The following is a 23,750-nucleotide window of genomic DNA, read 5'->3' as shown; positions in this document are numbered from 1 at the left end:
CCAATGTGCCGGAATCGATATCCGGCATTATAACCGCAGATAAGGGCTGCACGCACCTGAACCACCATGAAAAGAATAAAGCACTTGGCAGTGGATGCAGTGTCTTAAGACTTGAGTATAATAGGCATACACATAAGAGAAACAGGGAAACTGGAAATGATCATCCTGCAAACCAACGTCGGCGCAATCACTATTGAACTGGATCACGACAAAGCTCCTGCCACTGCTGCCAACTTTGAACAGTATGTCCGTGACGGATTCTACGACGGCGTCATTTTTCACCGTGTTATCGACGGCTTCATGATTCAGGGCGGTGGCTTCGAGCCAGGCATGATCCCGAAAGAAACCCGCGAACCGATCCAGAATGAAGCTGACAACGGCCTTTCCAACCAGGAAGGTACTTTGGCCATGGCACGCACCATGGACCCCCATTCCGCATCGGCTCAGTTCTTCATCAACGTTTCCGACAACACTTTCCTTGACCACACCGCCAAAACCACTGAAGGATGGGGCTACGCCGTATTCGGCAAGGTTGTGGACGGTATGGATATCGTTAACAAGATCAAGAAAGTCGGCACCACCATGCGCGCCGGCCATCAGGACGTGCCTGCTGAAGACATCATTATCGAGTCCGCACGCGTCGAACAAGCGGAGAGCTAATGCTGCGCTACTACGTTGCTGATCTACACCTCGATAACAAACGCCCGGATATCATCCGGGCGTTTGTTATCTTCCTGAACGAGAAAGCGGCACACGCCGACGAGCTCTACCTGTTGGGTGATATTTTTGAGGCATGGATCGGAGACGATGCAGCCCCCGCAGAGCTGCAACCGGTGTATACCGCACTGACATCACTCAGTCAGGCTGGCGTGCGTATTTTCTTTCAACACGGCAACCGTGACTTTCTGGTCAGTCAGAACTTCGCCGACAGGGTCGGTGCTGAACTACTGCCTGAACTGCACATTCTCACAACAGTGCATGGGCAAACACTGCTGCTGCATGGTGACCAACTCTGTCTTGACGACGTGGACTACCAGGCGTTCCGCACACTGGTACGCAACCCCGCATGGCAAGCCGAATTCCTTGAAAAACCCATTGCAAGTCGTGTGTCCATTGCACAACAACTACGCGCAGCCAGCCGCGAGCAAGGCGCCCAAAAGGCAACCGAGATCACGGATGTCAGCCCACATGCCATCAAGCAGATGATGCATGAACAGAATGCGCCACTGATGATCCACGGCCACACACACAGACCCCACATCCACCATCATCAATCAACGAAAGATGGTGTCAGAATCGTATTGGGCGACTGGGACCTGCATGGCTGGTACCTTGAGCAGGACGAAGCAGGCAGTCGCCTCTATGCATTCAACCTGCCTGCACAGACTCCGCTTGCAGCAAAGCTGAAGGATTCGCTAGCAGCGCCGCACTAGGCTTGCCACTATGGAAGCGAAACTCGTCATCCTCCGCCAGGATCAGCTCCGCTTCCAACTTTCGAAAGTGCTCTACACGCTCATCAATCGGCTCATCGGCATAGGCCTGCGCCAAACTCAGGTAATCCTGATAATGACGCCCCTCCGACTTGAGTAGCGAGCGGTAGAATCGCGCCAACTCATCATCCAGATCCGGTGCCAACGCGGCAAAACGCTCACAAGATCGTGCCTCAATAAATGCACCGATAATCAGCACGTCGATCAGACGCCCCGGCTCCGAGGTACGCACATCCGTCCGCATACCCGCCGCATAGCGTGCAGGGCTCAAATGTCCATACTTCAACCCCCTGGCCTCTATCAAACCCAGGACCTGCTCAAAATGAATCAACTCTTCACGCGCCAGGCGTGACATTTTATTCAACAGATCGGCTCGATCCACATAACGAAACATCAGCGTCATGGCTGTGGACGCGGCCTTCTTTTCGCAATGGGCATGGTCCGTGAGCAACAACTGCATGCACTCTTGTTTTGCAGCCAACTGCAGCCATTCCTCGGGTGTCTCAGCCCCTAGAAATGCCTTAATCTCTCTTAGTACTTCCATAAATTTAAACCACTCACTTTCGTACACATACTTTAAAGATAAACAGTAGGGAGCAACAATGCGGGAAGTCTACAAATTCAGGGGTGAATTTACCACTTCAGGCAGTCATACAACATTCCAGCGAACCAACCTTAGTCAGGACGGAACACCTGAAACAAAAAAGGCGCCCAAAGGCACCTTTTTTATGCATGAACACGCATCAACTGCTAATCGATCAAGGTATCGATCAAATCGATCATGAACTCAGTCTGCTCATCTTCCATTACATCCCAGCCATCAAGCCCCATGCTCTTAAGCACATCACGCCCCTTGGGATCTTCTTCCATCCCCAGTAGACGCTCCGTCAGCAACTCCGCATGCTCTTGCATTCTAGGACCAGCAACCAAAGTATGATGAACAACACTGATCTGACTGCTGACCAGCATCTTCATTTTATGACGCACCAGTTCAGAAAGCTCGTCATAACCGTCTTTGAGGAAGAATCCGGCATCAGCCTGCCCATTCAGCAGTGCCTTGGCGACCAGAACATAACTATCACACTCTTGAAAACTGACATTGGTTTTATCCAAATCAGCCGACTCCAGCATGATCATGCCCATGGTATGCACATCAGGATCAGCCGTCGTTGCAATATTGATCCCCGCACCCAGATCTTCAACACAACTGCGCGGGTCATCATGACGGGCTGCAATTACGGTTTCGTCTGCACGATTACGAGGACGCACCAACACCTTGAAACCAAGTTCGCGCACCAACATTGAAGCATCATAGGGGTTCGCGTAGATCAGATCGATTTTGCCATTGCGAATATCTTCCCGCTGGGCATCAAAGCTGTCATACAGCTCCAAGTGAACACCCGTATTCAATTGACGCTGCAGCCAGGTATTGAAGATAAACCAGCCAGAGAGGTGAGTAGGCGGAAAATCCGGGCTCACCGATAAATTTAATGTCATGGCAGCACCTTACCTATCGCAGTGTCACATAAAGAGCTTCGCTCTCCGTGATTTTGCTGCGAGATGGCTTGCGTCGTACGGATGTATACCCGACAAGCTCACCATTGCGAATATTGGGAATTACCGTTGCCTTAACCCAGTAATAAGCCCCATCCTTCCGTAGATTCTTGACATAACCTTGCCATTTTTTACCTTGAGCAACGGTATCCCAAAGATCCTTGAACGCGACAGCCGGCATATCCGGATGACGCAAAATATAATGATTCACCCCAATCAGCTCTTCTCGCGTGTATCCGGACATCTCGATAAAAGCGCGATTGGCATGCGTAATAATGCCACTTGGATCAGTACGGGAGACGATCAACTTGCCATCAGGATAAGGCACTTCACGATCCACGATTTTAGCCAATCGTTCAGTACCGTCATAGTATTTGATCAGCACCTCTCCAACTGAGCCGGTATCTTGTTCGGACATAGGCACTCCAGACCGAGAAAACAGCGTGCAGCCTACTTAACCGTATTCAGCACGCCTGGCACTAAAAAAGATTCAGAGAATCTTGCCAATCGCATCAGCTGCACGCTTAACGTCCAGAAAGATAAGACCCAGACGTGCATTGGTCTTCGCGACCACGGTCAATACAGATTCCTGATTCGCATGGGTCATGAGGATGTAACCATCTTTACCCTTGACCAGAACCTGCTCAAGCTCACCTCGGGCCAGCTCTTGGGACGTACGCTCACCCAATGACAGCATAGCTGCACTCATCGCGCCTACACGGTCTTCGTCCATGCTGGCCGGCAGCAGCGCATCAATAACCAAACCATCTGTTGAAATAACAGCCGAAGCTTCGATTTCAGCAGATGTACCGTTGAGATCGTTAAGAATAGAAGTCAACATTTCTGAGCGCATGGTAGTCTCCTTTTAGGCCATTAGCGCTGGTTTTAATCCTGTATGAAACGGCCAACCCGCTTCATCAGTAATCCAGGTAACGTCGGATCAAAACCGACATCAAATCCACAAAAGGCTGCCGATTGAGATGTGGCATCCCTTCCAATATCAAGAGAAACTTTTGCTCCCCGACATGTAGCGTCCAGAAACCAAGCTCACTTTGCCCTACTGCATCGATCAGCGCCCAGGAAGAGCCGTCAATACCCAAATGTCGACCCAATAGCGCCTGGTGGCGCTCATGCATCGATACCAGGTCTGCAGCCATACCTGCAATTGCCTCGGCTTCTTCGTTCTCAAAGCCGGATTGCCCAAGGCAAAAACCCTGATCATCCGCCAACAGCACGCGCCCATCAGCAAGACTGGGCAACACCTTGGGTAGAATCTCTTCAATCGTACCCGCTGCAACAGCTTCAGGTGCCTCGGGAAGATCAACAAAACCATGCTGAACAGCTTTGTCCAGCAAGGTCTCTGCTTCGACTTCCGGCAGCCCGGTCAACTTTTGCAACAGAGATCCAAGATAAGGTATATGTGTATCTGCGCTCAGCAACTGTAACAACAGTGCCCGCAGAGTCTCCGACTCGGTATTCAGCGTCGCATAATATGCGCCGCTGGGCGTGACCTGAAAATACCGCGGGGTATCATTATGTTCTTGATTCACGGTTTAACTCCGAAATATCCATAGTGTGAGACACACGTTTCCGGTCAGGGACAGTACAGACCGATGGCGTCCGCTGCCACAAAGAACGAGAAAACAAAACGCTGAGGCACGCCCAACATGGATGCGACGCTTTGAGCTGACAATCGCTGACTCTGCCATAGCTCTGCAATGCTTCTGGCATGAGGCGTTTCCAAAAGCCGCTCAAAGTCCGGCATCTCATTCAATAACCTGGGTTGTTCCGCCGACAGTGCATCAGGGATGCGCCCACGAGCAGTAAAAAGTGCCAACTGCCACATCAACTCATCGGACGCGACTTTTCTGCCATGTGGCAGTTCTGACTCGGCGCTACGTTCCTGCAGGGATATTTCATCAAAGCCGAAGCGGGTTCGTGTCAACTGAAGCAACAGATCCGCATCCAACCCAACCAGAAATACTTTCTCCCCCGGCAAATAAAATAGCGCCCCCGGTACACCAACAACCTGCTGCACCTTACCTGTTTCATCACCAAGGCGAACACAACGCTGAATCCAGGGCAGCAACAGTCCATCAAGACTGAAATAAACCCTACGCCGCTCAGTCACCGAGTCCAGGTTGACGTCCGGCAAGCTACCACAGCATTGCTGAATCATCTCGACCGACAGTTTTGGCGGCGGCGCCTCATCTTCCACAACAGCAGCAGGCTTTGGCTGGGGCTCTACACGCACTGGCCGCTTGGCCTGTTGCTTTTGCAACTCAGTTTGAGCTTCCAGAATCAAGCTATTCAATTCGCTGCGTTCAAGACTGAAACGACTACGCAGTGCTTCGCCTTCACGCTGAGCAGAATCACCCTTCCATGCCGACAACGCCTCACTACTGCGCTGCTTTCGCGCTTCCCACTCGGCGAACACGGCGTCACGGGCGTTACCGGGCGCACTGACGACCTCACTGACAACCCGCTCACCCTCTTCGACAGGCCCTGCAGCAAGACGGGCGCTTAACTGCACCAGAGCCTCCTGCAGTGCAATCAAGGTCAGAGGACGACTGATTTTTATACCTGTATTGGCGACATTCCGAGAGGTTGCGGCATCAACCACCGCAACAAATGGCCGCCGGTCATTCTGCAACCACTTTTCAACCTGCTCCCTGGCATCATTATCACTGAAGCCAACCAGCAAACTATCGGACAGCTCAGGCTTTACCAGGTTAAAGCCTTTAGCCTTGTTGCTTTTAAAAAAAATCTCCAGCATTGCCACTTCATTTGCAGCAAAGCCGATAATTCCTATGGAATGATTACCACCGACCGGCATGTTCGAATCCTTCTATGAGCGCTCAGTGTACTTTCTGTCTTGAAAACTGCATGCAACGCCCATTGCTCAATACTGCAAAATCAAGCGGCAATTCAGCAAGCCGTGACAGATCACGCGTATCAATCGCTTTCTTGATAGCGGTACGGTGTTCGGATTGAAGCAACGGCCCGGACTGCTTGACCAAACGGTCGACCAAAAACTGGCCTCGTCCACGCAACACCAAAAGCAAATCGATCAGCGCACCAGTCAACCGATCACTGTCTGCACATTGAATGGCAAGGTAGATGCGCCGAATGTGATTCCGCAACACGCGCGGCCTTGCAGCTACCAGCCGCGTCAGGTAGCGCAACGCAACAGTTGGCTGCACACCTACATAGATCAGTCGCTTATCGGCCTGCAAATGAAACATGACCTGCAATTTACTGAGTTGCAGATTTGCTTTTACCGCGCGCTCATCCTGTGCGATTTCAGCCTGACTGTGTGCTGAACTCATCAAGGCTACCTCCTACCTGAGATAATGTATTCGACTGTTATACGTAGCTTTTAGCTCGAATTCAAACACAGCTAAATGAATATTGACCAGCATCAACAGCTTTCTATCAATATTGCTTACATATCAGTCAATTTGGTCGAAAGTCTAAGAGCAAGATTGTCGACACAATCTTAACTTTAGCCCCTGCTTCCGCTAGAATTCGCTCGCCAATCACCATTCGATACCTAGTCGATACGCCGTCGGTGGGGTTTTACCACTCCGGCGTCCGGCGGTGAAAACAGATGAGGGCCATATCGTGCTTGAAGCTTATCGTACACATGTAGAAGAACGCGCCGCAGAAGGCGTACCACCGAAGCCGCTTGATCCTGAACAGACATCTGCTCTGGTCGAACTCTTGAAAGCACCGCCTGCCGGTGAAGAAGAGTTCCTGCTCGAGCTGATCACCAATCGTGTGCCGGCGGGCGTTGACCAGGCTGCTTACGTAAAAGCTGGCTTCCTGGCAGCGATCGCCAAAGGTGAAGCCTCTTCCCCTCTGATCGACCAGGTCAAAGCTGTTGAGCTGCTGGGCACCATGCTGGGCGGCTACAATATTGCTCCCCTGGTGGAATGCCTGGATATCGACGCACTGGCCCCGACTGCTGCCAAGGCACTGTCACACACCCTGCTGATGTTTGATGCTTTCCATGATGTACAGGAGAAAGCCGAAGCAGGTAACGCTCACGCCAAACAGGTCATGCAGTCCTGGGCTGAAGGCGAGTGGTTCACTTCCAAGCCGGAAGTTGCCGAAAAAATCACCGTTACCGTATTCAAGGTACCGGGCGAAACCAATACTGATGACCTGTCTCCGGCTCCGGATGCCTGGTCGCGTCCCGATATCCCGTTGCACGCCAACGCGATGCTGAAGATGGAACGTGAAGGGATCAACCCGGAAGAACACGGCGTTACAGGCCCGCTGGCACAGATCGAAGAAGTTAAAGCAAAAGGCTTCCCGGTTGCTTACGTGGGTGATGTAGTCGGTACCGGTTCTTCCCGTAAATCGGCAACCAACTCCGTGCTGTGGTTCTTCGGTGACGACATCCCGTTCGTACCGAACAAACGCGCCGGCGGTTACTGCTTCGGTAACAAGATCGCTCCGATTTTCTACAACACAATGGAAGATGCGGGCGCTCTGCCGATCGAAATGCCGGTTGAAGACCTGAACATGGGTGACGTCATCGACGTATACCCGTATGAAGGTAAAGTCTGCAAGCACGGCACTGACGAAGTGATCTGCACATTCGGCCTGAAAACTCAGGTTCTGCTGGACGAAGTCCGCGCAGGCGGCCGTATCCCGCTGATCATCGGTCGCGGTCTGACCGAGAAAGCACGTGAAGCACTGGGCCTGGAAAACTTCGAACTGTTCCGCAAACCGGAACAGCCGGCTGATACCGGCAAGGGCTTCACCCTGGCTCAGAAGATGGTCGGCAAGGCCTGCGGCATGGACGGCGTTCGTCCGGGCATGTACTGCGAGCCGAAGATGACCACCGTTGGCTCTCAGGACACCACTGGTCCGATGACCCGTGATGAACTGAAAGACCTGGCGTGCCTGGGCTTCTCAGCTGACCTGACCATGCAGTCTTTCTGCCACACCGCTGCATATCCGAAGCCGGTTGACGTCAACACCCACCACACTCTGCCGGACTTCATCATGAACCGCGGCGGCGTTTCCCTGCGTCCGGGCGATGGTGTTATCCACTCTTGGCTGAACCGCATGCTGCTGCCGGATACCGTCGGTACCGGTGGTGACTCCCACACCCGTTTCCCGCTGGGCATCTCCTTCCCTGCCGGTTCTGGTCTGGTTGCCTTCGCAGCTGCCACCGGTGTTATGCCGCTGGACATGCCGGAATCCATCCTGGTTCGCTTCAAGGGCAAGCGTAACGCCGGTATCACCCTGCGTGATCTGGTGCATGCGATTCCTTACTACGCGATCAAACAGGGTCTTCTGACCGTAGAGAAAGCCGGCAAGAAGAACGCCTTCTCTGGCCGCGTACTGGAAATCGAAGGTCTGGAAGAACTGACCGTTGAGCAGGCATTCGAGCTGTCCGACGCCTCTGCAGAACGTTCCGCTGCAGGCTGCACCATCACTCTGTCCGACGATTCCGTTGCCGAGTACCTGCGTTCCAACATCGTCATGCTGAAGTGGATGATCGCTGAAGGCTACGGCGATGTACGTACCATCGAACGTCGTATCAAGGGCATGGAAGAGTGGCTGGCGAACCCGAGCCTGATGCGTGCAGACGCTGATGCCGAGTACGCTGAAGTGATCGAAATCGATCTGTCCGAAATCAAGGAGCCGATCCTGTGTGCTCCGAACGATCCGGACGATGCACGCCTGTTGTCTGAAGTGGCTGGCCAGAGCATCGATGAAGTCTTCATCGGTTCCTGCATGACCAACATCGGCCACTTCCGTGCCGCTGGTAAACTGCTGGAGTCCTCAGGCAAGTCCATCCCGACACGCATGTGGATCGCACCGCCGACCAAAATGGACCAGGCTCAGCTGAGCGACGAAGGTTACTACAACATCTTCGGCAAAGCCGGTGCGCGCATGGAAATGCCGGGCTGCTCCCTGTGCATGGGCAACCAGGCACGTGTAGCCGCGAAGTCTACAGTTGTATCGACTTCAACTCGTAACTTCCCGAACCGTCTGGGTGATGGCGCCAACGTATTCCTGGCATCCGCTGAACTGGCGGCTGTTGCGGCACTGGAAGGCAAACTGCCGACCGTTTCCGAGTACATGGAATACGCTAGCAAACTCGACAGCATGTCTGGCGAGATCTACCGTTACCTGAACTTCGATCAGATGGACAGCTACGTCGCCAAAGCGTCGACTTTCATCCCAACTGTAGAAGTCTGATCCTGCCGAGGGCGCACTGCGCGCCCTCACTGGCTCACTGAAACCCCGCTTCGGCGGGGTTTTGTGTTTACGGCCCATACGTTTCAGCACGACCACAGCAAACTGATATACTCCCTCCTGCGTATCAGCCACGAATTGTCGTATACAGGTTATTATTCATGAATTCACCTACGCCCGATCTACCCCTGACCGCCGAACAGGAAACTGCACAGACCAAAAATGGTTATCTGGCACTGGTTTCACGTCTCATGCTGGAAGATAAGCTGCCGATTCGTTTCCTGTACAAAACCGTACCCGAACATCTCAACGATACCGGCTGGCGCATGTTTACCGGCTACGAGACACCAGAATTTCTGGAAAATGAGCAGATCAACCTGGTTCCTATCCCGTTGGAGCGTATCTGCGAGATGGACCCGTCACTGACCGAACTGGTGCAATACAATGCCGGCACCGTATGGGAACGCACACCGGAAGCAGAAGGCTGGGAGCGTGTGTATGATTTCCGCATCCCGGCCCCCACCGTGGAAGTCGACATCACCAATGACGTCGACCGTTTCGCCCAACAGCGTGAAGGCAGCTGACATATCGTAGAAAACGGCCGGTGTCCTCATTCACATGCCGGCCGCTCTACCGCCTCAGCAAAGCTTTCACTACGGTAACGCCATACCCTAACCCGTTCAGACCAATAGTCTGCCGGCAGCCCTGCCTTCAATTTCAACTCCTTCATAAAGACTTCTGGTTGACTCAAACTGGTCCAGACAACGGGTAGAAAAGTCGATCGACAGCGACCAGACTGTAATAAAACCCCGTCCTTGCCCGGCTCAAGCTGACACAAAAGATCCTCTTCAGACGTAAATTGCATCTCCTGCAGAGGCGACAATATCGATACTGATATCCGTATCGGCTCTGCTGCCTCCAGTACTTGAAAGCGGTAATCATGCAAGGCAGCACCACAGGCATTATGCAAAATATCATGTCCTAACGGCCGCACTGGCTCAAGTGAACCGATACACCCACGCAACCGACCAATACTCTCCAGCGTGACAAAACTGGCGCGCTGAGGCTGTAGAAAAGGTGCCATCTGCTCCACATCAGGCAAGGCCACACTGCCGGTCATCACTGATTGACACACACCCTGACGTGCCAGTGCCAGAATGGCCGCTCGCTCTTCAGAGCCATATTCAATAGCACACATAAGCCCCATACCCCACAACCTGCTCTTTACTGCCGGCCGTATCTCCAGATGTCAAACGACTCAAACAGTGTATTTCCAGCCCTTGCCGCCGCGCAGCCAGCAATAATCCGTTGAGCGCGTGATAGCCACAGGCCTGCTCACTACCCAGGTGCGCATCCAATGTATTGATCATCTTGCTGGTGACAGCATCAAGGCGCTGCGCTTCGGACCACGGGTGATAATGACTCAGATCGCTACTGATCAACACCAGGTTGGACTCATCCTGCCAGCAGTATTCAATCAAGGCAGCAACATCCTCACTCTCCACCCCCCCGACCAGAACAGGCACCAACGCCAACTCGGGCATGATCGTTTGCAGAAATGGCAACTGCACCTCCAGTGAGTGCTCAAACCGATGCACATCAGGCCTGATAGTCAACTGGAACTTCGTACATAGCTGTTCAGTGTATGCGCGATCAATTGGCATACGACCCAAAGGACTGGACCAGAATGCTTCATCTGACACCGCCATGCCGTGAAGCGGCATACGGTGGTTTGGTCCCAACAACACCACTCGTCGCCACAACTGGTGCGACGCAGTGCTTTGCAGTAAACGATAAGCCTTTGCCGCCACAGGGCCTGAATAGATCAACCCCGCATGCGGCACGACACATGCCTTAAGCGGACGCGACAGCAACTCCGGGGCTGCAATTGCTGACATCAGAGTATCCACCAACCCCTTTAACCCCAAGGGGTCTGCCGGATAAAACGCCCCTGCAACCGCTGCAGGTCGAATAGAAGCGTCCATCAGCGCATCCCCCTCGTTGTTTGCTATGCTTCAAGTATAGTACCCGTGGAGATCTTCAGTATGAGCGCCAAACACAGCGTCGCTACTGAGTATTGGCACCGCCTGGATAATGGCAAGCTCCAGTGCGATCTTTGCCCACGCTTCTGCCAGCTGAATCCAGGCCAGCGGGGCATGTGTTTTGTACGCGGCCGCGTTGATAACGAGATACGTTTGCTGAGTTATGGCCTCTCCAGCGGTTTCTGTATCGATCCAGTCGAAAAAAAACCGCTGAATCACTTCCTGCCCGGCACACCCGTACTCTCATTTGGCACGGCCGGCTGCAATCTGGCATGCCGCTTCTGCCAAAATTGGGATATCAGCCGCTCGCGGCAGACCGAAAGACTCTGCGACAGCGCATCACCCGAGCAACTGGTACGCGCCGCCGTTGCACATGACTGCCGCAGCATTGCCTTTACCTATAATGATCCGGTTGTTTTTCATGAATATGCCATTGATGTGGCAAAAGCCTGCCGGCAACAGGGACTACGCAGCATTGCGGTCAGCGCAGGCTATGTATGCCCCGCTCCCCGCGAAGCCTTTTACCGGCATATGGATGCAGCCAATATCGACCTGAAAGCGTTCACAGAGTCGTTTTATCGGCGCATCTGCGGCGGTCAACTCGCCCCCGTATTGGAAACGCTGGAGTACATTCAACATGAGACTGATACCTGGCTGGAGATCACAACCCTGCTGATACCCGGAGAAAATGACTCCGACCGTGAAATCGGCCAGCTGTCACGCTGGATATGCACCCGGCTCGGTCCAGACGTACCGCTGCACTTTACCGCCTTTCATCCTGACTGGAAGATGCTGGACCACCCAAACACCCCCCTGGATACCTTGCAACGCGCACGCATGATCGCCCGAGAAGAGGGGCTACATTTTGTATACACGGGTAATGTGCATGACGATGAAGGCAGCACGACATACTGCCCCGAATGCGACAAGGCGTTAATTCAACGATCCGGCTATATTATCAAGGATTGGCAGCTTAGCGCGGAAGGCTGCTGCCGTTTTTGCGGTCACCGCATCCCCGGTGTATTCGATGCCACACCGGGGCACTGGGGGTCAAAACGTATGCCGATCCACATCAATCATTAACGCATCAACCGCTGCCTGCAATACCACTGCAACCCGCTGAGGGTCACGCTCGACACGGATATCGGCAAACAAGGCTTCTGCCTGCGGATAGTGACGCTGCATCATGCGCAACCACTGCTTGGTCCGTCCATTTACATGACGCGCTTCAATGCGTGCCATGACATCATGGTGATAGCGGTGCAGCAGGCGACACGTCTGCGACCAGGTTGACGCCGCATCCATGCCTGCCTGCCCGTAACGTATAGCGTGTGCAAGAAAAGGATTGGCAATCAACCCACGGCCGATCATCACGTCATCACATCCGCTAACCTCTCGACAGCGGTGATAATCTTCTACTGTCCATATATCACCGTTGGCCACAACCGGGATGGAAACTGCTTCGCGAATGCGTGCAATCCACTCCCAATGTGCCGGGGGCTTGTAACCTTCAACCTTCGTCCGCGCATGCACAGTCAAACGCATCGCACCCGCTGCTTCCAATGCCTGCGCATTTTCGATTGCCAATGATTTGTCCTGAAATCCAAGCCGCATTTTGGCACTGAGCGGCACCGAACCTGCCAGTGCCTGACTCACCCCAGCGGTAATATCATGAACCTCTTCAGGATCCTTTAGCAAAATGGCACCGCCACGGCTCTTATTCACCGTTTTGGCTGGACAGCCAAAATTCAGATCAATTCCGGGCGCACCCATCTCGGCAGCACGGACTGCGTTTTCACCCATCATCACGGGGTCATTGCCCAGCAACTGTACCAGCACCGGCACACCGGAATAAGTTTGGCTACCTTGCTCCAGCTCGGGTGCCAAGCGCCGGAACACCGTGGCAGGCAAAAGCTGATCCGTCACCCGAATAAACTCGGTCACGCAGCAATCAACGCCCTCGATACGCGTCAGAATATCGCGCAGACCGTAATCAAGAACACCCTCCATCGGGGCCAGATAAATATTCATCGCTGTATACTTTCGAAGGACAGCGGCCACGCCAGAAAAGGCGTGGCCGGATGGGTACGAATCAGGCGCTTAGCGCATCCAGACCGCGCTGCAAATCAGCCTTGATATCATCAACCGATTCCAGGCCGACCGAGAAACGGATCAGACCTTCACGGATACCGGCAGCATCACGCTCCTCAGCACTCATGCGACCATGGGTGGTCGTAGCCGGGTGAGTAATCGTCGACTTCACATCACCCAGATTGCCGGTAATGGAAACCATCTGCGTTGCATCAATAAAGCGCCACGCCTCTTCACGCTCACCGTCGACTTCAAAGGCCAATACGCCACCAAAAGCCGACTGCTGTTTGCAGGCAAGTGCATGCTGAGGGTGATCCGTCAAACCGGAATAATAAACTTTACGAATACCGGGCTGCTGCTGCAGCCAAGTGGCGATCTGCAATGCGCTTTCGCTATGAGCCCGCATGCGCAACGGCAACGTTTCCAAACCCTTCAAAAACACCCAGGCGTTGAACGGGCTCATGCAGGAACCACCGGTACGGATAAGGCCGAAAACCTCTTCCATCTCCTTGTCACGCCCTACCAGAACACCACCAATGCAGCGCCCCTGACCATCCAGATACTTGGTCGCTGAGTGCATTACGATATCGGCACCCATCAACAACGGGCGCTGCAATGCAGGGGTCAGGAAACAGTTATCGACCGCCAGCCACGCGTCATGTGCATGAGCGATATCTGCAACCGCCGAGATATCCGTCAGCTCAGCCAGCGGATTGGATGGTGTTTCCATGAAGAACAAACGCGTACTCGGCGTAACCGCCGCTTCCCAGGCGGCAAGATCCGTCGGATCCACGAACGTGGTCTGAATACCCGCCCGGCTCAAGTACTTGGTAAACAGCGATACGGTCGAACCGAAAACACTGCGCGAGCAGACAACATGATCGCCCTGCTTCAGCAAAGCCAAACCCAGATTGAGAATCGCGGCCATGCCGGACGCAGTTGCAACCGCACGCTCGCCACCCTCAAGTGCGGCGATACGTTCTTCAAAAGCCTGCACCGTCGGATTGGTGAAACGAGAATAAATATTACCTTCTTCGTCACCACCAAATCGGGCCGCCGCTTCGCGCGCGCTGGAAAAGACGAAACTGGAGGTCGCAAAAATGGCATCGGAATGCTCGCCTTCCGCGGTTCTGCTTTGCCCGGCACGTACCGACAAGGTATCGATATCATAGGCATCACTGGTTTCAAACTGAATCCGATGCGCGCGCTCGTAACTGGACTGGCTCATACACTTCCCTCAGTCGATCTTGTTGTGCAGGTCTGCGGACTCATTATCGTCTTCGGCATTGGGTTCCGCATCAGCCTTGGCATCATCGTTGCGTTTGGCATCTATACGCGCCAAATAATCCTCATCGACGGTACCGGTTACATAACTGCCATCAAATACGCAGGTATCAAATTCCTTGATCTCCGGATTGAAAGAGCTGACACACGCTTTGAGATCATCCAGATCCTGATACAACATCCAGTCACAACCAATGTACTCGCCGATCTCATCAGCGGTACGTTCATATGCAATCAACTCGCGCGCCGAAGGCATGTCGATGCCATAGACATTGGGGAAGCGCACCTCAGGGGCTGCCGAAGCAAAGTAGACTTTGCGCGCACCCGCATCACGGGCCATCTGTACGATCTGCTTGGACGTGGTACCGCGCACGATAGAATCATCAACCAGCATCACAACCTTGTCGCGGAACTCAGCCTGAATCGGGTTCAGCTTCTGGCGCACGGACTTCTTGCGCAGCGTTTGCCCCGGCATGATAAATGTACGGCCAATATAGCGGTTCTTGATGAAGCCTTCACGGAAGGTAACGTTCAGGGAGTTCGCCATTTCCAATGCGGCCGTGCGACTGGTATCCGGAATCGGAATAATCACGTCGATGTCGTGATCAGGGCACTCACGCAGGACTTTTTCAGCCAACTTAACGCCCATCTCCATACGTGAATGATGCACAGAAACACCGTCAATGATGGAGTCCGGGCGCGCCAGATAGACATACTCGAACAGGCAGGGTGCGATTTTGCTTTCCGGTGCGCACTGGCGGGTCGTAATCTGACCTTCAGTATCAATAAAAATTGCTTCGCCCGGTGCCAAATCACGCACCATTTCGAAACCGGAGGTATCCAGGGCCACGCTTTCGGACGCAACCATGTACTCGTCACCCGCGTCAGTCACGCGCTTGCCATAGACAACCGGACGGATTCCACAAGGATCGCGGAACGCGACAATGCCGTAACCGGTAATCATTGCAACAACGGCATAACCACCCTGGCAGCGACGATGCACCTGCTCGACCGCCTTGAAAATATCTTCAGCTACTGGCTGCAACTTGCCAATTTGCTGCAGTTCATGGGCGAAAATATTGAGCAGTACTTCAGAGTCAGAGGTGGTGTTGATATGACGCAGATCGGCGCGGAAAATTTCGTCAGCCAACTTATCGGCATTGGTCAGGTTACCGTTATGGGCCAGCGCAATACCATACGGCGAGTTGACATAGAAAGGCTGGGCTTCGGCTGAGCTGGAACTACCCGCTGTCGGGTAACGTACATGCCCGATGCCCATATTCCCCTGCATCTTTTTCATGTGGCGCGTACGGAACACCTCATTGACCAGGCCGTTATCCTTGCGCAGAAAGAAACGGTTGCCCTCACACGTGACCATGCCGGCCGCGTCTTGGCCGCGGTGCTGCAGCACCGTCAATGCATCAAAAATAGTCTGGTTTACATAGGACTTGGCAACAATGCCGACGATACCGCACATTCAATCCACCTCAGAAGGATGTCGCTAAAAGGATGGCGCTAAGCAAATTGTGCCTAGCGTCCGATATTCCAGATTACTTGCCCGATGTCGCTCGCCATTTGGCGGCTCCAGCCTTCGAGCAATACGAAATGGGGAACCAGTTGAGATTCCTGCCACCAGCGATCCTGAACCGCTGGCGTCATGCCCAGGAGGGCTACAATGACTACAATGACCAAACCGCCACGCACTGCCCCAAACCCCATCCCCAATACACGGTCAGAGTTGGTCAGCCCGGTCGCGTTGACCAGCGCCGCAAACAAGGCTCCGATTAACGCACCCGCAAGCAGCGTGATCACAAACAGAATAGCAAACGCGGAGACCAGACGCAGCGACGGCGTCTGTATATACGGCTCCAGCAAGAAGCCAAGAGAAGGTGAGAACAGGCGCGCCACGACGAACGCAGTTACCCAGGTAAGCAGTGATATTGCCTCACGCACAAAGCCTCGCTTGAGGCTCATCAGGCTTGAGATTGCAATGATGGCAAGAATGGTCCAATCAGCCCAGTTCATCGTCAGTCGCCAGTCTTTAAAACAGCGCGCATTCTACCAGAGCAATGAGGCCAACCCAACGATGAATTCACTGTGTCGTGAATCGAACAATCATGCCATCAAGCGAGTAGTCCCGTTTCAGGCGTGCCTGCAACTGTTCAAGCCGACTGCGCTGCAGGTCCGGACCGACAAATACACGCACCATGTTCGGGCCATGCCGGATATACACCTTGTACCCTGCGGCCACCAATTCCTTGCGTAACGAACGCGCATTCGCTTCGTCACGGAAACTGGCCAGCTGCAAAGTCCATGCGACCGGTACCTGCTGCTGATCCAGCGCCGGGGTATCTTGGGTAGCATCTATACTTGGCTGCGCCTGTACAATCGCAGGCCGTAATGCGGGAGCCGGAACCTTCACCACTGCCGGTGCGGCCGGCGATGCTGGCTCAGCCGTATCCGGCAACGCTGACCGGTTCGGCTCAATATCGACCAGTGCTGGCATGGCCGGAGCGGGCGGGATACGGTCCTGTAAATGACGCTCGCGGTAACCCGTCCCGTCCAGCAGCAGCGGAAACAAAATAATGGCAGACACCAGAATGGCAACTGCACCTACCAGTCGCTTCTTCTGCACTTCCGTCATCAGTTGCCCGCTCCAGAAATCAGCGCCAGCGCTTCAGCGACCGTAAAAAACGACCCCGCGATCACAACTCGGTCGCGCGCATCAAGCGCCTGCAACATCGCGACCGCATCTGCCACGCTGCCAGCCACATGAATAGATGCAGCATCAACACCCGCTTCTGCCAACACCGCCACCAGAGTATCTGCAGTAGCACCACGCGGCACATCCAGCGTCACCGGATACCAGCGATCAACAACCGGTGCCAACTGCTCAACGACCGCACTGATATCCTTATCTGCCAACATGCCCAGCACAAAGTGGAGCTGACCTTCACACTGTTCACGACGCAGGGTATCGGCCAGATATAATGCCGCCTCCGGATTATGTGCCACATCAAGCGTTGCCGCGAGCGCCCCGATCTGCACCGGTTGCATGCGACCCGCCAAACAGGCACGGGCAAAACCCTGACGCACAGCGGACTCACTCACACTGAATGGCAACAACTGCAGCACCTGCATGACCAATGCAGCATTGGACAGCGGCAGCGTTGGCAACGGCAATGCATTAAAACTGCATGCATTCCCCTGCGCATCCAGACCATTCCAATTCCAACTGCCTGCCCCGCGTTCAAAGCGGTAAGCAACACCGTTACGATATAATGGCGCCGCCAGCGAATCTGCATGTCTGATCACGCTATCCGGCGCAGCAACATCACCACACAGCGCCGGTTTGCCGGTACGGAATATGCCTGCCTTCTCAAAACCGATCGTTTCACGGTCCGATCCCAGCCAGTCGGTATGGTCCAGCGCAACCGTTGTCACAACGGCAATATCGGCGTCCACGATATTGACTGCATCCAGACGCCCACCCAAGCCGACTTCCAGCAAGGCCACGTCAACCTGTGCCTGACTGAAAATAAGCAGCGCAGCCAGTGTGCCGTATTCAAAATAGGTCAACGGTGTTTCACCGCGCGCCTGCTCAATGACAGCAAAAGCCTGGCACAGACACTCATCATCAACCGGCGTACCGTTGAGCGTGATCCGCTCGTTGTAGCGCAGGAAGTGAGGTGAGGTATACACACCCACACTCACCCCCTGCTGCCGCAGGATCGACTCAAGCATGGCAACGGTCGAACCCTTGCCGTTGGTACCGGCAACAATGATTTTGCTGCTGCGTTCCAGATCGATCGGCAAGCGCGCCGCGACTTCTGCCAGCCGCGTCAACCCCAGTTCGATCTCACTGGGGTGACAGGCTTCAATGCGCGCCAGCCAGGCATCTAGCGTTTGCGGGGGAGCTGTCAGGCTCATTATTTTTCTACATCCACATCAACAGCGGGTGCTTCTTCAACGTCCTGCACGTCTGCCTGAATCACAGGCTCCGCATCCAGGTTGCTGAGCTTACGCAAGATGGCGGCAATACGTGTTGGCAGCTCGTTGCGGCTGATGATCATATCAACTTGACCATGCTCCAACAGAAATTCGCTGCGCTGGAAGCCTTCCGGCAGTTTTTCGCGCACGGTTTGCTCAATAACACGCGGACCTGCGAAACCGATCAGGGCATTCGGCTCAGCCACATTGAGATCACCCAACATCGCCAGCGAGGCCGACACACCACCATATACAGGATCGGTCAGGACAGAAATATAGGGCACACCCGCCTGCTTCAGTTTTTCCAACGCTGCACTGGTTTTAGCCATCTGCATCAAGGAAATCAACGCTTCCTGCATCCGCGCACCACCCGATGCCGCAAAACAGATCAACGGAATGCCTTCTTCAAGCGAGACCTTGGCTGCACGTACAAAACGTTCACCAACCACCGCCCCCATGGAACCACCCATGAAGCTGAATTCAAAGGCGACCGCAACAACCGGCAGACCCTGCAGCGTTCCGCGCATGGCAATCAGGGCATCTTTCTCACCAGTGGCTTTCTGTGCCGCACTCAAACGATCTTTATACTTCTTGGAATCGCGGAATTTGAGACGATCAACCGGAGTAACTTCAGCAGCAAGCTCCTGACGGCCTTCACTATCCAGAAACAGCTCCAGACGGCGACGGGCATTCACACGCATGTGATGGTCGCATTTGGGGCAAACATTGAGATTCTTCTCAAGCTCCGGACGATACAGAATAGAATCGCACTTGGGACACTTCTTCCACAGACCTTCGGGAATATTGGCACGCTTTTTCTCACTGCGTACCATCGACGGCACGATCTTTTCCAACCAGTTACTCATGTTTCACATTCCTGTTCATGCCTGCCCACCAGCTCATGGCAGCAGGCGTATGGAAATCATTGACTTACTATAATTGAATTTGCTTTAAGTGCGCTGAACAGCGGCCATAAAAGCAGAAATTTTCACGTCATCCTTGCGCCCCGGTGCCGACTCGACACCGCCGGAAACATCCACGGCATAGGGGGCTACGCGCGCAACAGCCGTGGCGACATTATCTGCCGTCAAACCACCGGCCAGAATCACCTTGGGCGCCAAGCTGGGTGGAATCAATGCCCAATCAAATACGTCCCCTGTTCCTCCCGGAACGCCAGGACGATATGCATCCAGCAACACACCCCGGGCACTGGTATAACGCTGCACCAGCGCCATAATATCCAGCTCAGGACGCACTCGAAATGCCTTGATATACGGCCGCCCGAACCTTCGACAAAAATCTTCAGGCTCATCACCATGAAACTGTAAGAGGTCAATACCGGTCTGCTGGATAACATCCGCAACAAGGTCTTCTGCTGCATTGACGAACAGCCCTACAGTCGTCACGAAAGGCGGCAGACGGCGAATAATATCGGCAGCTGCCGCTGGTGACAAATAACGCGGACTCGGTTCATAAAACACAAACCCAAGTGCATCTGCACCCGCCTCGATTGCGGACATCGCATCCGCATAACAGGTAATGCCGCAAATTTTCACTCGTGTCGTCATGCTATATCCCGGAGTCTGGTGCAAGGCGGCCATATTAACAAAGCCACCTCGGGGCGTCAGTCTGATGTTGGCAGAAAATGCGGTCCCAGCGGAGTATCAGGGAGTTTGAACAGGTCAGGATAGCGCACATCGACAAAATATAACCCATCCGGGCGCGCGGTTACCCCACCCTGGCACCGGTCTCGTGCCTGCAGCACTTCCAGCGCCCACTCCGCAGGCCGGTCACCCGCGCCCACCGCCATCAGTACACCCGCTATATTCCTGATCATGTGGTGCAGAAAAGCATTGGCACTGACATCAATGACAATCAAATGACCGCTTCGGTACACATCCAAGCGACGAATCTCACGTACCGGACTCTTCGCCTGACACCCCACTGCTCGGTAGGACGTAAAGTCATGCTCACCCAGTAGATAGTGCGCAGCTTGCTGCATGCGCTCAACATCAAGCTTGCGATGTGTCCAGGTGACGCCACCGGCCAATATCGCCGGCCGCGAAGGCGACGTGTAGATCAGGTAGCGATAGCGACGTTCACGCGCCGAAAAACGGGCATGAAAACATCCCGGCACTTTAGTCGCCCACTTAATGGAGATGTCATCCGGCAGATGGCTATTGGTTCCCAGTACCCAGGCCCGATCATTGCGCTCAGCCCAGCTATCGAAATGAACCACTTGATGACTGGCGCTAACACCCGCATCGGTACGACCTGCACAAATAACCTGAACCGGGTGATTGGCAATGACCGAAAGCGCACGCTCAACCTCGGCTTGAATGGTCGGTACATTATCATAGGCTTGCACCTGCCAACCACGGTAAGCAGCACCCACATATTCTATGCCCAACGCATAACGAAACGGGGCGATCGAAATCGCCCCGGTAGTTTTTTCTTTACTCATCTACAGTCTTTATCAACCCAGCGTCTCCAGCAGCTTCTGCGCTTCTTGTCGCTGACTGTCGGAGCCTTCACCGGTAATTTCGTTCAGGATATCACGCGCGCCTTCGCCATCGTCCATTTCGATATAGGCACGAGCAAGATCCAGCTTGGTTTCTATTTCATCGGCATCACTGAGCAGATTCAGCTTATCAAATACATCTTCCTGCTCGCCGCTGCCCTGTTCTTCCAGCGCGATGTCATCATCGGTGCTGTTCAACAGGTCTTCAACTTCAGAATCCAGGTCCATCTCAAGGTCGTGAGAGATATTGGCGGTCAACTCTTCTTCTACCGCTTCACCCGCACTGAAACGACTGACAGGAGCGGTGTTAACCGACTCTTCAGGATCAAAGGATGCAAGCAGGCTATCCAGGTCATCATCTGCGTTGTCACTATCATCCGAGAAGCCGGCACCAAATTCAACTTCATTTTCAGTACCTTCATCCGCGCCGACACCACCCTGAAGCATGGCTTCCAGTTCTGGATCGACCTCAAATTCAAGCTCAGGTGCAGATTCAACCGTTTCATGCAGACTATTGTCTACACGATCCTGCTCATTTTCCAGCGACTCCTCCTCAGAGGCCTCATCCAGCGTCAATTCAGACAAGGATCCGAAATCAAGCTCTTCATCCAGTGAAGAAGTCTCGACACTGTCATTATCACCGACACTGTCACCCAACAAGAAATCCAGATCATCATCCAGATCATCGTCGGCCAGCATACCATCAAGCTCACTGGCCTCCTCGGCTTCAGCCAAGGCAGGCTGCTCAACCTTGAATTCAAGCTCATCGGTTTCGGTTGCAGAGGCATCATCGGCGGCGACTTCAATCTCTTCTTCAAGACCCAGGTCAAACTCGGCGGCATCAATAGTACTGGCGGCTACCGTCTCATTCGGCATCTCCAGATCATCAAGATCAAGATCCATGTCGAGATCAAGATCCTGCAGATCACCATCCAGATCCGTCAGGTCATCTTCAACCGTAACCTCTTCTTCAGGTGCCAACGATTGCATAGGTGGGCGCACAAAATCAGAATCCGTGCCCTGCTCAGCCTCACCCAACGGAGCAGGCTTGTCCTGAGCCAGAGAATCGGCCACCACCGCAGCGCCAGCCAAGGCTGCTGCCCCGACGGCCAAATCCCCCACATCGGCATCATCACGTAAATCATCCGGCACACTCACCAGATCACGCTTGCCCCCAGTTTCCCCGTTGCGCTTACGACGCAGAATAAACCAGACACCACCCAACAGCGCCAACACACCAGCCCCCAAGCCACCTAACACGGCAGGGCTCTGCAACATTGATGGCTGCTGCGCAACGGTATCAGCGGACTCAACCGGTGCAACGCTCTGCTGTCCCAACTCGGACTGCAACGTGGACATCTGCTGGGACTGCAGCTCCAACAAACGACTCTGCGACTCCAGTTGTTGCAGCACGGAGTCCAGTTTATTGTTCAAGTCCGAGTTGTCACGCTCAAGGCGATCAATCTTCTCCTGAGCAACGATTACTTCACTTTCCAAACGCTCGGCCGCAGCAGAAACAACCTGCTGATTAGTCTCATCGACACGAGACATTTCAGCTGCATCTGCATCAATATTATCGCCTGCGGGCGCTGCTTCAACAGGATCTATCGACTCGACAGGGGGCGTTACAACCGTGAGCTGCCCTTCCGCCGGCGCGTCATCGGAGCCCGCATCAGCGACAAGAGCCTCGGCGGTAGCCGAAGGCTTACTGACATCCACTGGCGCTTTGGGTTGCGCCTGAACCGTAGTCTTGCCGTCACGCCACATCTGCATCTGACGCGCCACTTCAGCAACGGCTTCCCGGTGTGTCAGCCGTTGTACTTCCGCGGCCGATGGAATATCAATGGCCACACCAGCCTTCAGATTATTGATGTTCCCGGAGGGAAATGCCTGAGGGTTTTTACTCAGAATCGCCATCATCATCTGATGCTCAGTGGTACCCTGAGGCTTGGTGTTCTTGGCGATTTCCCACAAGGTGTCGTTGACGCCTACATACATCTGGCCGTCATTCGTGGCACGGGTACGGATATTCTGCGGCGGAACTGCCACCGCAGGGCGCGGCTGCACACTGGCCGTTGTAAATGACTGCCCAACCGGTGTCGGCTCAAAAACCGGGGGATCCAGCAACAAGGTGTACTCACGTACTAAACGTCCACTGGGCCAGTTCACTTCCACCATGAAGTTCAGGAACGGCTCTTGCACCGGCTCAGTTGATTTGAGACGTATACGGCCATTACCTTCAGGTGACACCAGCACTTGAAACTGAATATCCCGCAAATAACGAGATTGACCACTGGCACTGGCAGTCGCGTATTCATCCAGCGACGCCATTCGTGGCTGAATCTGCAATGGAGAGAGGTCGCGAACCTGCGTCAGTTTTATCTCGGCATCAAGCGGCTCATTCAGAGCCGAGTTGACTTTAATTTCCCCGAGCCCAAGGGCATTAACCTGTGACGCCCCCAGAGCTGCTGAGATCGCAAGGCTTAAGGCTAATTTACGCAGCATCGGTTACTCCCTTTGGTATTGAGTACGCGCCCTCTCCATTTCTCTACGAATCAG

General features: G+C 54.0%; 24 protein-coding genes. 5 read left to right on the top strand and 19 right to left on the bottom strand.

From position 1 onward, the window contains the following. The first annotated feature begins 156 nt into the window (after positions 1-156). Positions 157-660, top strand: coding sequence for a peptidylprolyl isomerase (locus tag CLV44_RS05655; protein ID WP_106591142.1), 504 nt, complete (start codon positions 157-159; stop codon positions 658-660). After that, positions 660-1,433, top strand: coding sequence for a UDP-2,3-diacylglucosamine diphosphatase (locus tag CLV44_RS05650; RefSeq protein ID WP_106591141.1), 774 nt, complete (start codon positions 660-662; stop codon positions 1,431-1,433). The genes CLV44_RS05655 and CLV44_RS05650 overlap by 1 nt, the downstream gene beginning before the upstream one ends. Here CLV44_RS05650 and CLV44_RS05645 read toward each other — a convergent pair. The 7 genes from CLV44_RS05645 to CLV44_RS05615 form a co-directional block, all read right to left on the bottom strand. Beyond that, on the bottom strand, positions 1,369-2,034 hold the full coding sequence (locus CLV44_RS05645) for a MiaE family protein (RefSeq protein WP_106591140.1): 666 nt from the start codon (positions 2,032-2,034) through the stop codon (positions 1,369-1,371). The two genes, CLV44_RS05650 and CLV44_RS05645, sit on opposite strands and share 65 nt — an antisense overlap. 206 nt (positions 2,035-2,240) lie before the next feature. Continuing rightward, positions 2,241-2,987: a phosphate/phosphite/phosphonate ABC transporter substrate-binding protein gene (locus CLV44_RS05640; RefSeq protein ID WP_106591139.1), complete on the bottom strand. Its 747-nt coding sequence runs from the start codon at positions 2,985-2,987 to the stop codon at positions 2,241-2,243. Positions 2,988-3,000: 13 nt separating this feature from the next. Further along, on the bottom strand, positions 3,001-3,462 hold the full coding sequence (locus CLV44_RS05635; protein WP_106591138.1) for a PAS domain-containing protein: 462 nt from the start codon (positions 3,460-3,462) through the stop codon (positions 3,001-3,003). A gap of 72 nt (positions 3,463-3,534) precedes the next feature. Further along, positions 3,535-3,897, bottom strand: coding sequence for a roadblock/LC7 domain-containing protein (locus CLV44_RS05630; RefSeq protein ID WP_106591137.1), 363 nt, complete (start codon positions 3,895-3,897; stop codon positions 3,535-3,537). 64 nt (positions 3,898-3,961) lie between these two features. Next, complete coding sequence (locus CLV44_RS05625; RefSeq protein WP_245912614.1) at positions 3,962-4,594, bottom strand: hypothetical protein; 633 nt, start codon at positions 4,592-4,594, stop codon at positions 3,962-3,964. Between the two features lie 44 nt (positions 4,595-4,638). After that, complete coding sequence (locus CLV44_RS05620; RefSeq protein ID WP_106591136.1) at positions 4,639-5,880, bottom strand: hypothetical protein; 1,242 nt, start codon at positions 5,878-5,880, stop codon at positions 4,639-4,641. 22 nt (positions 5,881-5,902) lie between these two features. Next, positions 5,903-6,373 carry a hypothetical protein gene (locus CLV44_RS05615; protein ID WP_106591135.1) on the bottom strand — a complete coding sequence of 157 codons (471 nt, stop codon included), beginning with the start codon at positions 6,371-6,373 and terminating at the stop codon, positions 5,903-5,905. A 295-nt stretch (positions 6,374-6,668) separates the two neighbouring features. On the opposite strand from CLV44_RS05615, the gene acnB reads away from it, so the two are divergent. Beyond that, a complete protein-coding gene (gene acnB, locus CLV44_RS05610) occupies positions 6,669-9,266 on the top strand; it encodes a bifunctional aconitate hydratase 2/2-methylisocitrate dehydratase (RefSeq protein ID WP_106591194.1) in 2,598 nt (865 codons plus the stop codon). A 158-nt stretch (positions 9,267-9,424) separates the two neighbouring features. Then, a complete protein-coding gene (locus tag CLV44_RS05605) occupies positions 9,425-9,847 on the top strand; it encodes an immunity protein Imm33 domain-containing protein (protein WP_106591134.1) in 423 nt (140 codons plus the stop codon). 26 nt (positions 9,848-9,873) lie between these two features. On the opposite strand, the gene amrA is transcribed toward CLV44_RS05605, so the two are convergent. Both amrA and amrB read right to left on the bottom strand, forming a co-directional pair. Continuing rightward, complete coding sequence (gene amrA / locus CLV44_RS05600; protein ID WP_170069273.1) at positions 9,874-10,461, bottom strand: AmmeMemoRadiSam system protein A; 588 nt, start codon at positions 10,459-10,461, stop codon at positions 9,874-9,876. Further along, positions 10,448-11,248 carry an AmmeMemoRadiSam system protein B gene (gene amrB, locus CLV44_RS05595; RefSeq protein ID WP_106591132.1) on the bottom strand — a complete coding sequence of 267 codons (801 nt, stop codon included), beginning with the start codon at positions 11,246-11,248 and terminating at the stop codon, positions 10,448-10,450. Before amrB ends, amrA begins: the two co-directional genes overlap by 14 nt. Before the next feature lie 60 nt (positions 11,249-11,308). Here amrB and amrS point away from each other — a divergent pair, with 60 nt between their 5' ends. Further along, the gene (amrS, locus tag CLV44_RS05590; protein WP_106591131.1) at positions 11,309-12,388 is read left to right on the top strand and encodes an AmmeMemoRadiSam system radical SAM enzyme; all 1,080 of its coding nucleotides are present in this window, start codon (positions 11,309-11,311) and stop codon (positions 12,386-12,388) included. Here amrS and CLV44_RS05585 read toward each other — a convergent pair. From CLV44_RS05585 to CLV44_RS05540, 10 genes are all read right to left on the bottom strand, one after another. Continuing rightward, positions 12,356-13,336 carry a tRNA dihydrouridine synthase gene (locus CLV44_RS05585; RefSeq protein WP_106591130.1) on the bottom strand — a complete coding sequence of 327 codons (981 nt, stop codon included), beginning with the start codon at positions 13,334-13,336 and terminating at the stop codon, positions 12,356-12,358. The two genes, amrS and CLV44_RS05585, sit on opposite strands and share 33 nt — an antisense overlap. A gap of 61 nt (positions 13,337-13,397) precedes the next feature. After that, the gene (locus tag CLV44_RS05580) at positions 13,398-14,624 is read right to left on the bottom strand and encodes an O-succinylhomoserine sulfhydrylase (protein ID WP_106591129.1); all 1,227 of its coding nucleotides are present in this window, start codon (positions 14,622-14,624) and stop codon (positions 13,398-13,400) included. A 9-nt stretch (positions 14,625-14,633) separates the two neighbouring features. After that, positions 14,634-16,157 carry an amidophosphoribosyltransferase gene (purF, locus tag CLV44_RS05575; protein WP_106591128.1) on the bottom strand — a complete coding sequence of 508 codons (1,524 nt, stop codon included), beginning with the start codon at positions 16,155-16,157 and terminating at the stop codon, positions 14,634-14,636. A gap of 53 nt (positions 16,158-16,210) precedes the next feature. After that, entirely contained in the window at positions 16,211-16,705 is a 495-nt protein-coding gene (locus tag CLV44_RS05570; protein WP_106591127.1) for a CvpA family protein, read from the bottom strand. A 67-nt stretch (positions 16,706-16,772) separates the two neighbouring features. Beyond that, a complete protein-coding gene (locus CLV44_RS05565; protein ID WP_106591126.1) occupies positions 16,773-17,324 on the bottom strand; it encodes an SPOR domain-containing protein in 552 nt (183 codons plus the stop codon). After that, complete coding sequence (gene folC / locus CLV44_RS05560) at positions 17,324-18,610, bottom strand: bifunctional tetrahydrofolate synthase/dihydrofolate synthase (RefSeq protein ID WP_106591125.1); 1,287 nt, start codon at positions 18,608-18,610, stop codon at positions 17,324-17,326. The genes CLV44_RS05565 and folC overlap by 1 nt, the downstream gene beginning before the upstream one ends. After that, positions 18,610-19,536, bottom strand: coding sequence for an acetyl-CoA carboxylase, carboxyltransferase subunit beta (gene accD / locus CLV44_RS05555; RefSeq protein WP_106591124.1), 927 nt, complete (start codon positions 19,534-19,536; stop codon positions 18,610-18,612). Before accD ends, folC begins: the two co-directional genes overlap by 1 nt. An 84-nt stretch (positions 19,537-19,620) precedes the next feature. Beyond that, on the bottom strand, positions 19,621-20,238 hold the full coding sequence (locus CLV44_RS05550; protein WP_106591123.1) for a phosphoribosylanthranilate isomerase: 618 nt from the start codon (positions 20,236-20,238) through the stop codon (positions 19,621-19,623). 56 nt (positions 20,239-20,294) lie between these two features. Further along, the gene (gene truA, locus CLV44_RS05545) at positions 20,295-21,134 is read right to left on the bottom strand and encodes a tRNA pseudouridine(38-40) synthase TruA (RefSeq protein WP_106591122.1); all 840 of its coding nucleotides are present in this window, start codon (positions 21,132-21,134) and stop codon (positions 20,295-20,297) included. Positions 21,135-21,146: 12 nt separating this feature from the next. Next, positions 21,147-23,696: a motility hub landmark protein FimV gene (locus tag CLV44_RS05540; protein WP_106591121.1), complete on the bottom strand. Its 2,550-nt coding sequence runs from the start codon at positions 23,694-23,696 to the stop codon at positions 21,147-21,149. Between the last annotated feature and the right edge of the window lie 54 nt (positions 23,697-23,750).

This window comes from Marinobacterium halophilum (genome assembly GCF_003014615.1).
Lineage (GTDB): Bacteria > Pseudomonadota > Gammaproteobacteria > Pseudomonadales > Balneatricaceae > Marinobacterium > Marinobacterium halophilum.
This window is presented reverse-complemented; position numbering and strand designations above follow the sequence as displayed.

Excerpts from the sequence above, each read along its gene's own strand:
- accD (WP_106591124.1), bottom strand. The coding sequence starts at position 19,536 with ATGAGTAACTGGTTGGAAAAGATCGTGCCGTCGATGGTACGCAGTGAG.
- purF (WP_106591128.1), bottom strand. The coding sequence starts at position 16,157 with ATGTGCGGTATCGTCGGCATTGTTGCCAAGTCCTATGTAAACCAGACT.
- CLV44_RS05640 (WP_106591139.1), bottom strand. The coding sequence starts at position 2,987 with ATGACATTAAATTTATCGGTGAGCCCGGATTTTCCGCCTACTCACCTC.
- CLV44_RS05650 (WP_106591141.1), top strand. The coding sequence starts at position 660 with ATGCTGCGCTACTACGTTGCTGATCTACACCTCGATAACAAACGCCCG.
- folC (WP_106591125.1), bottom strand. The coding sequence starts at position 18,610 with ATGAGCCTGACAGCTCCCCCGCAAACGCTAGATGCCTGGCTGGCGCGC.
- CLV44_RS05615 (WP_106591135.1), bottom strand. The coding sequence starts at position 6,373 with ATGAGTTCAGCACACAGTCAGGCTGAAATCGCACAGGATGAGCGCGCG.
- amrB (WP_106591132.1), bottom strand. The coding sequence starts at position 11,248 with ATGGACGCTTCTATTCGACCTGCAGCGGTTGCAGGGGCGTTTTATCCG.
- CLV44_RS05565 (WP_106591126.1), bottom strand. The coding sequence starts at position 17,324 with ATGACGGAAGTGCAGAAGAAGCGACTGGTAGGTGCAGTTGCCATTCTG.
- CLV44_RS05620 (WP_106591136.1), bottom strand. The coding sequence starts at position 5,880 with ATGCCGGTCGGTGGTAATCATTCCATAGGAATTATCGGCTTTGCTGCA.
- amrS (WP_106591131.1), top strand. The coding sequence starts at position 11,309 with ATGAGCGCCAAACACAGCGTCGCTACTGAGTATTGGCACCGCCTGGAT.
- CLV44_RS05585 (WP_106591130.1), bottom strand. The coding sequence starts at position 13,336 with ATGAATATTTATCTGGCCCCGATGGAGGGTGTTCTTGATTACGGTCTG.
- CLV44_RS05630 (WP_106591137.1), bottom strand. The coding sequence starts at position 3,897 with ATGCGCTCAGAAATGTTGACTTCTATTCTTAACGATCTCAACGGTACA.
- amrA (WP_170069273.1), bottom strand. The coding sequence starts at position 10,461 with ATGTGTGCTATTGAATATGGCTCTGAAGAGCGAGCGGCCATTCTGGCA.
- CLV44_RS05580 (WP_106591129.1), bottom strand. The coding sequence starts at position 14,624 with ATGAGCCAGTCCAGTTACGAGCGCGCGCATCGGATTCAGTTTGAAACC.
- CLV44_RS05605 (WP_106591134.1), top strand. The coding sequence starts at position 9,425 with ATGAATTCACCTACGCCCGATCTACCCCTGACCGCCGAACAGGAAACT.
- truA (WP_106591122.1), bottom strand. The coding sequence starts at position 21,134 with ATGAGTAAAGAAAAAACTACCGGGGCGATTTCGATCGCCCCGTTTCGT.
- CLV44_RS05645 (WP_106591140.1), bottom strand. The coding sequence starts at position 2,034 with ATGGAAGTACTAAGAGAGATTAAGGCATTTCTAGGGGCTGAGACACCC.
- CLV44_RS05550 (WP_106591123.1), bottom strand. The coding sequence starts at position 20,238 with ATGACGACACGAGTGAAAATTTGCGGCATTACCTGTTATGCGGATGCG.
- CLV44_RS05540 (WP_106591121.1), bottom strand. The coding sequence starts at position 23,696 with ATGCTGCGTAAATTAGCCTTAAGCCTTGCGATCTCAGCAGCTCTGGGG.
- CLV44_RS05570 (WP_106591127.1), bottom strand. The coding sequence starts at position 16,705 with ATGAACTGGGCTGATTGGACCATTCTTGCCATCATTGCAATCTCAAGC.
- CLV44_RS05655 (WP_106591142.1), top strand. The coding sequence starts at position 157 with ATGATCATCCTGCAAACCAACGTCGGCGCAATCACTATTGAACTGGAT.
- CLV44_RS05635 (WP_106591138.1), bottom strand. The coding sequence starts at position 3,462 with ATGTCCGAACAAGATACCGGCTCAGTTGGAGAGGTGCTGATCAAATAC.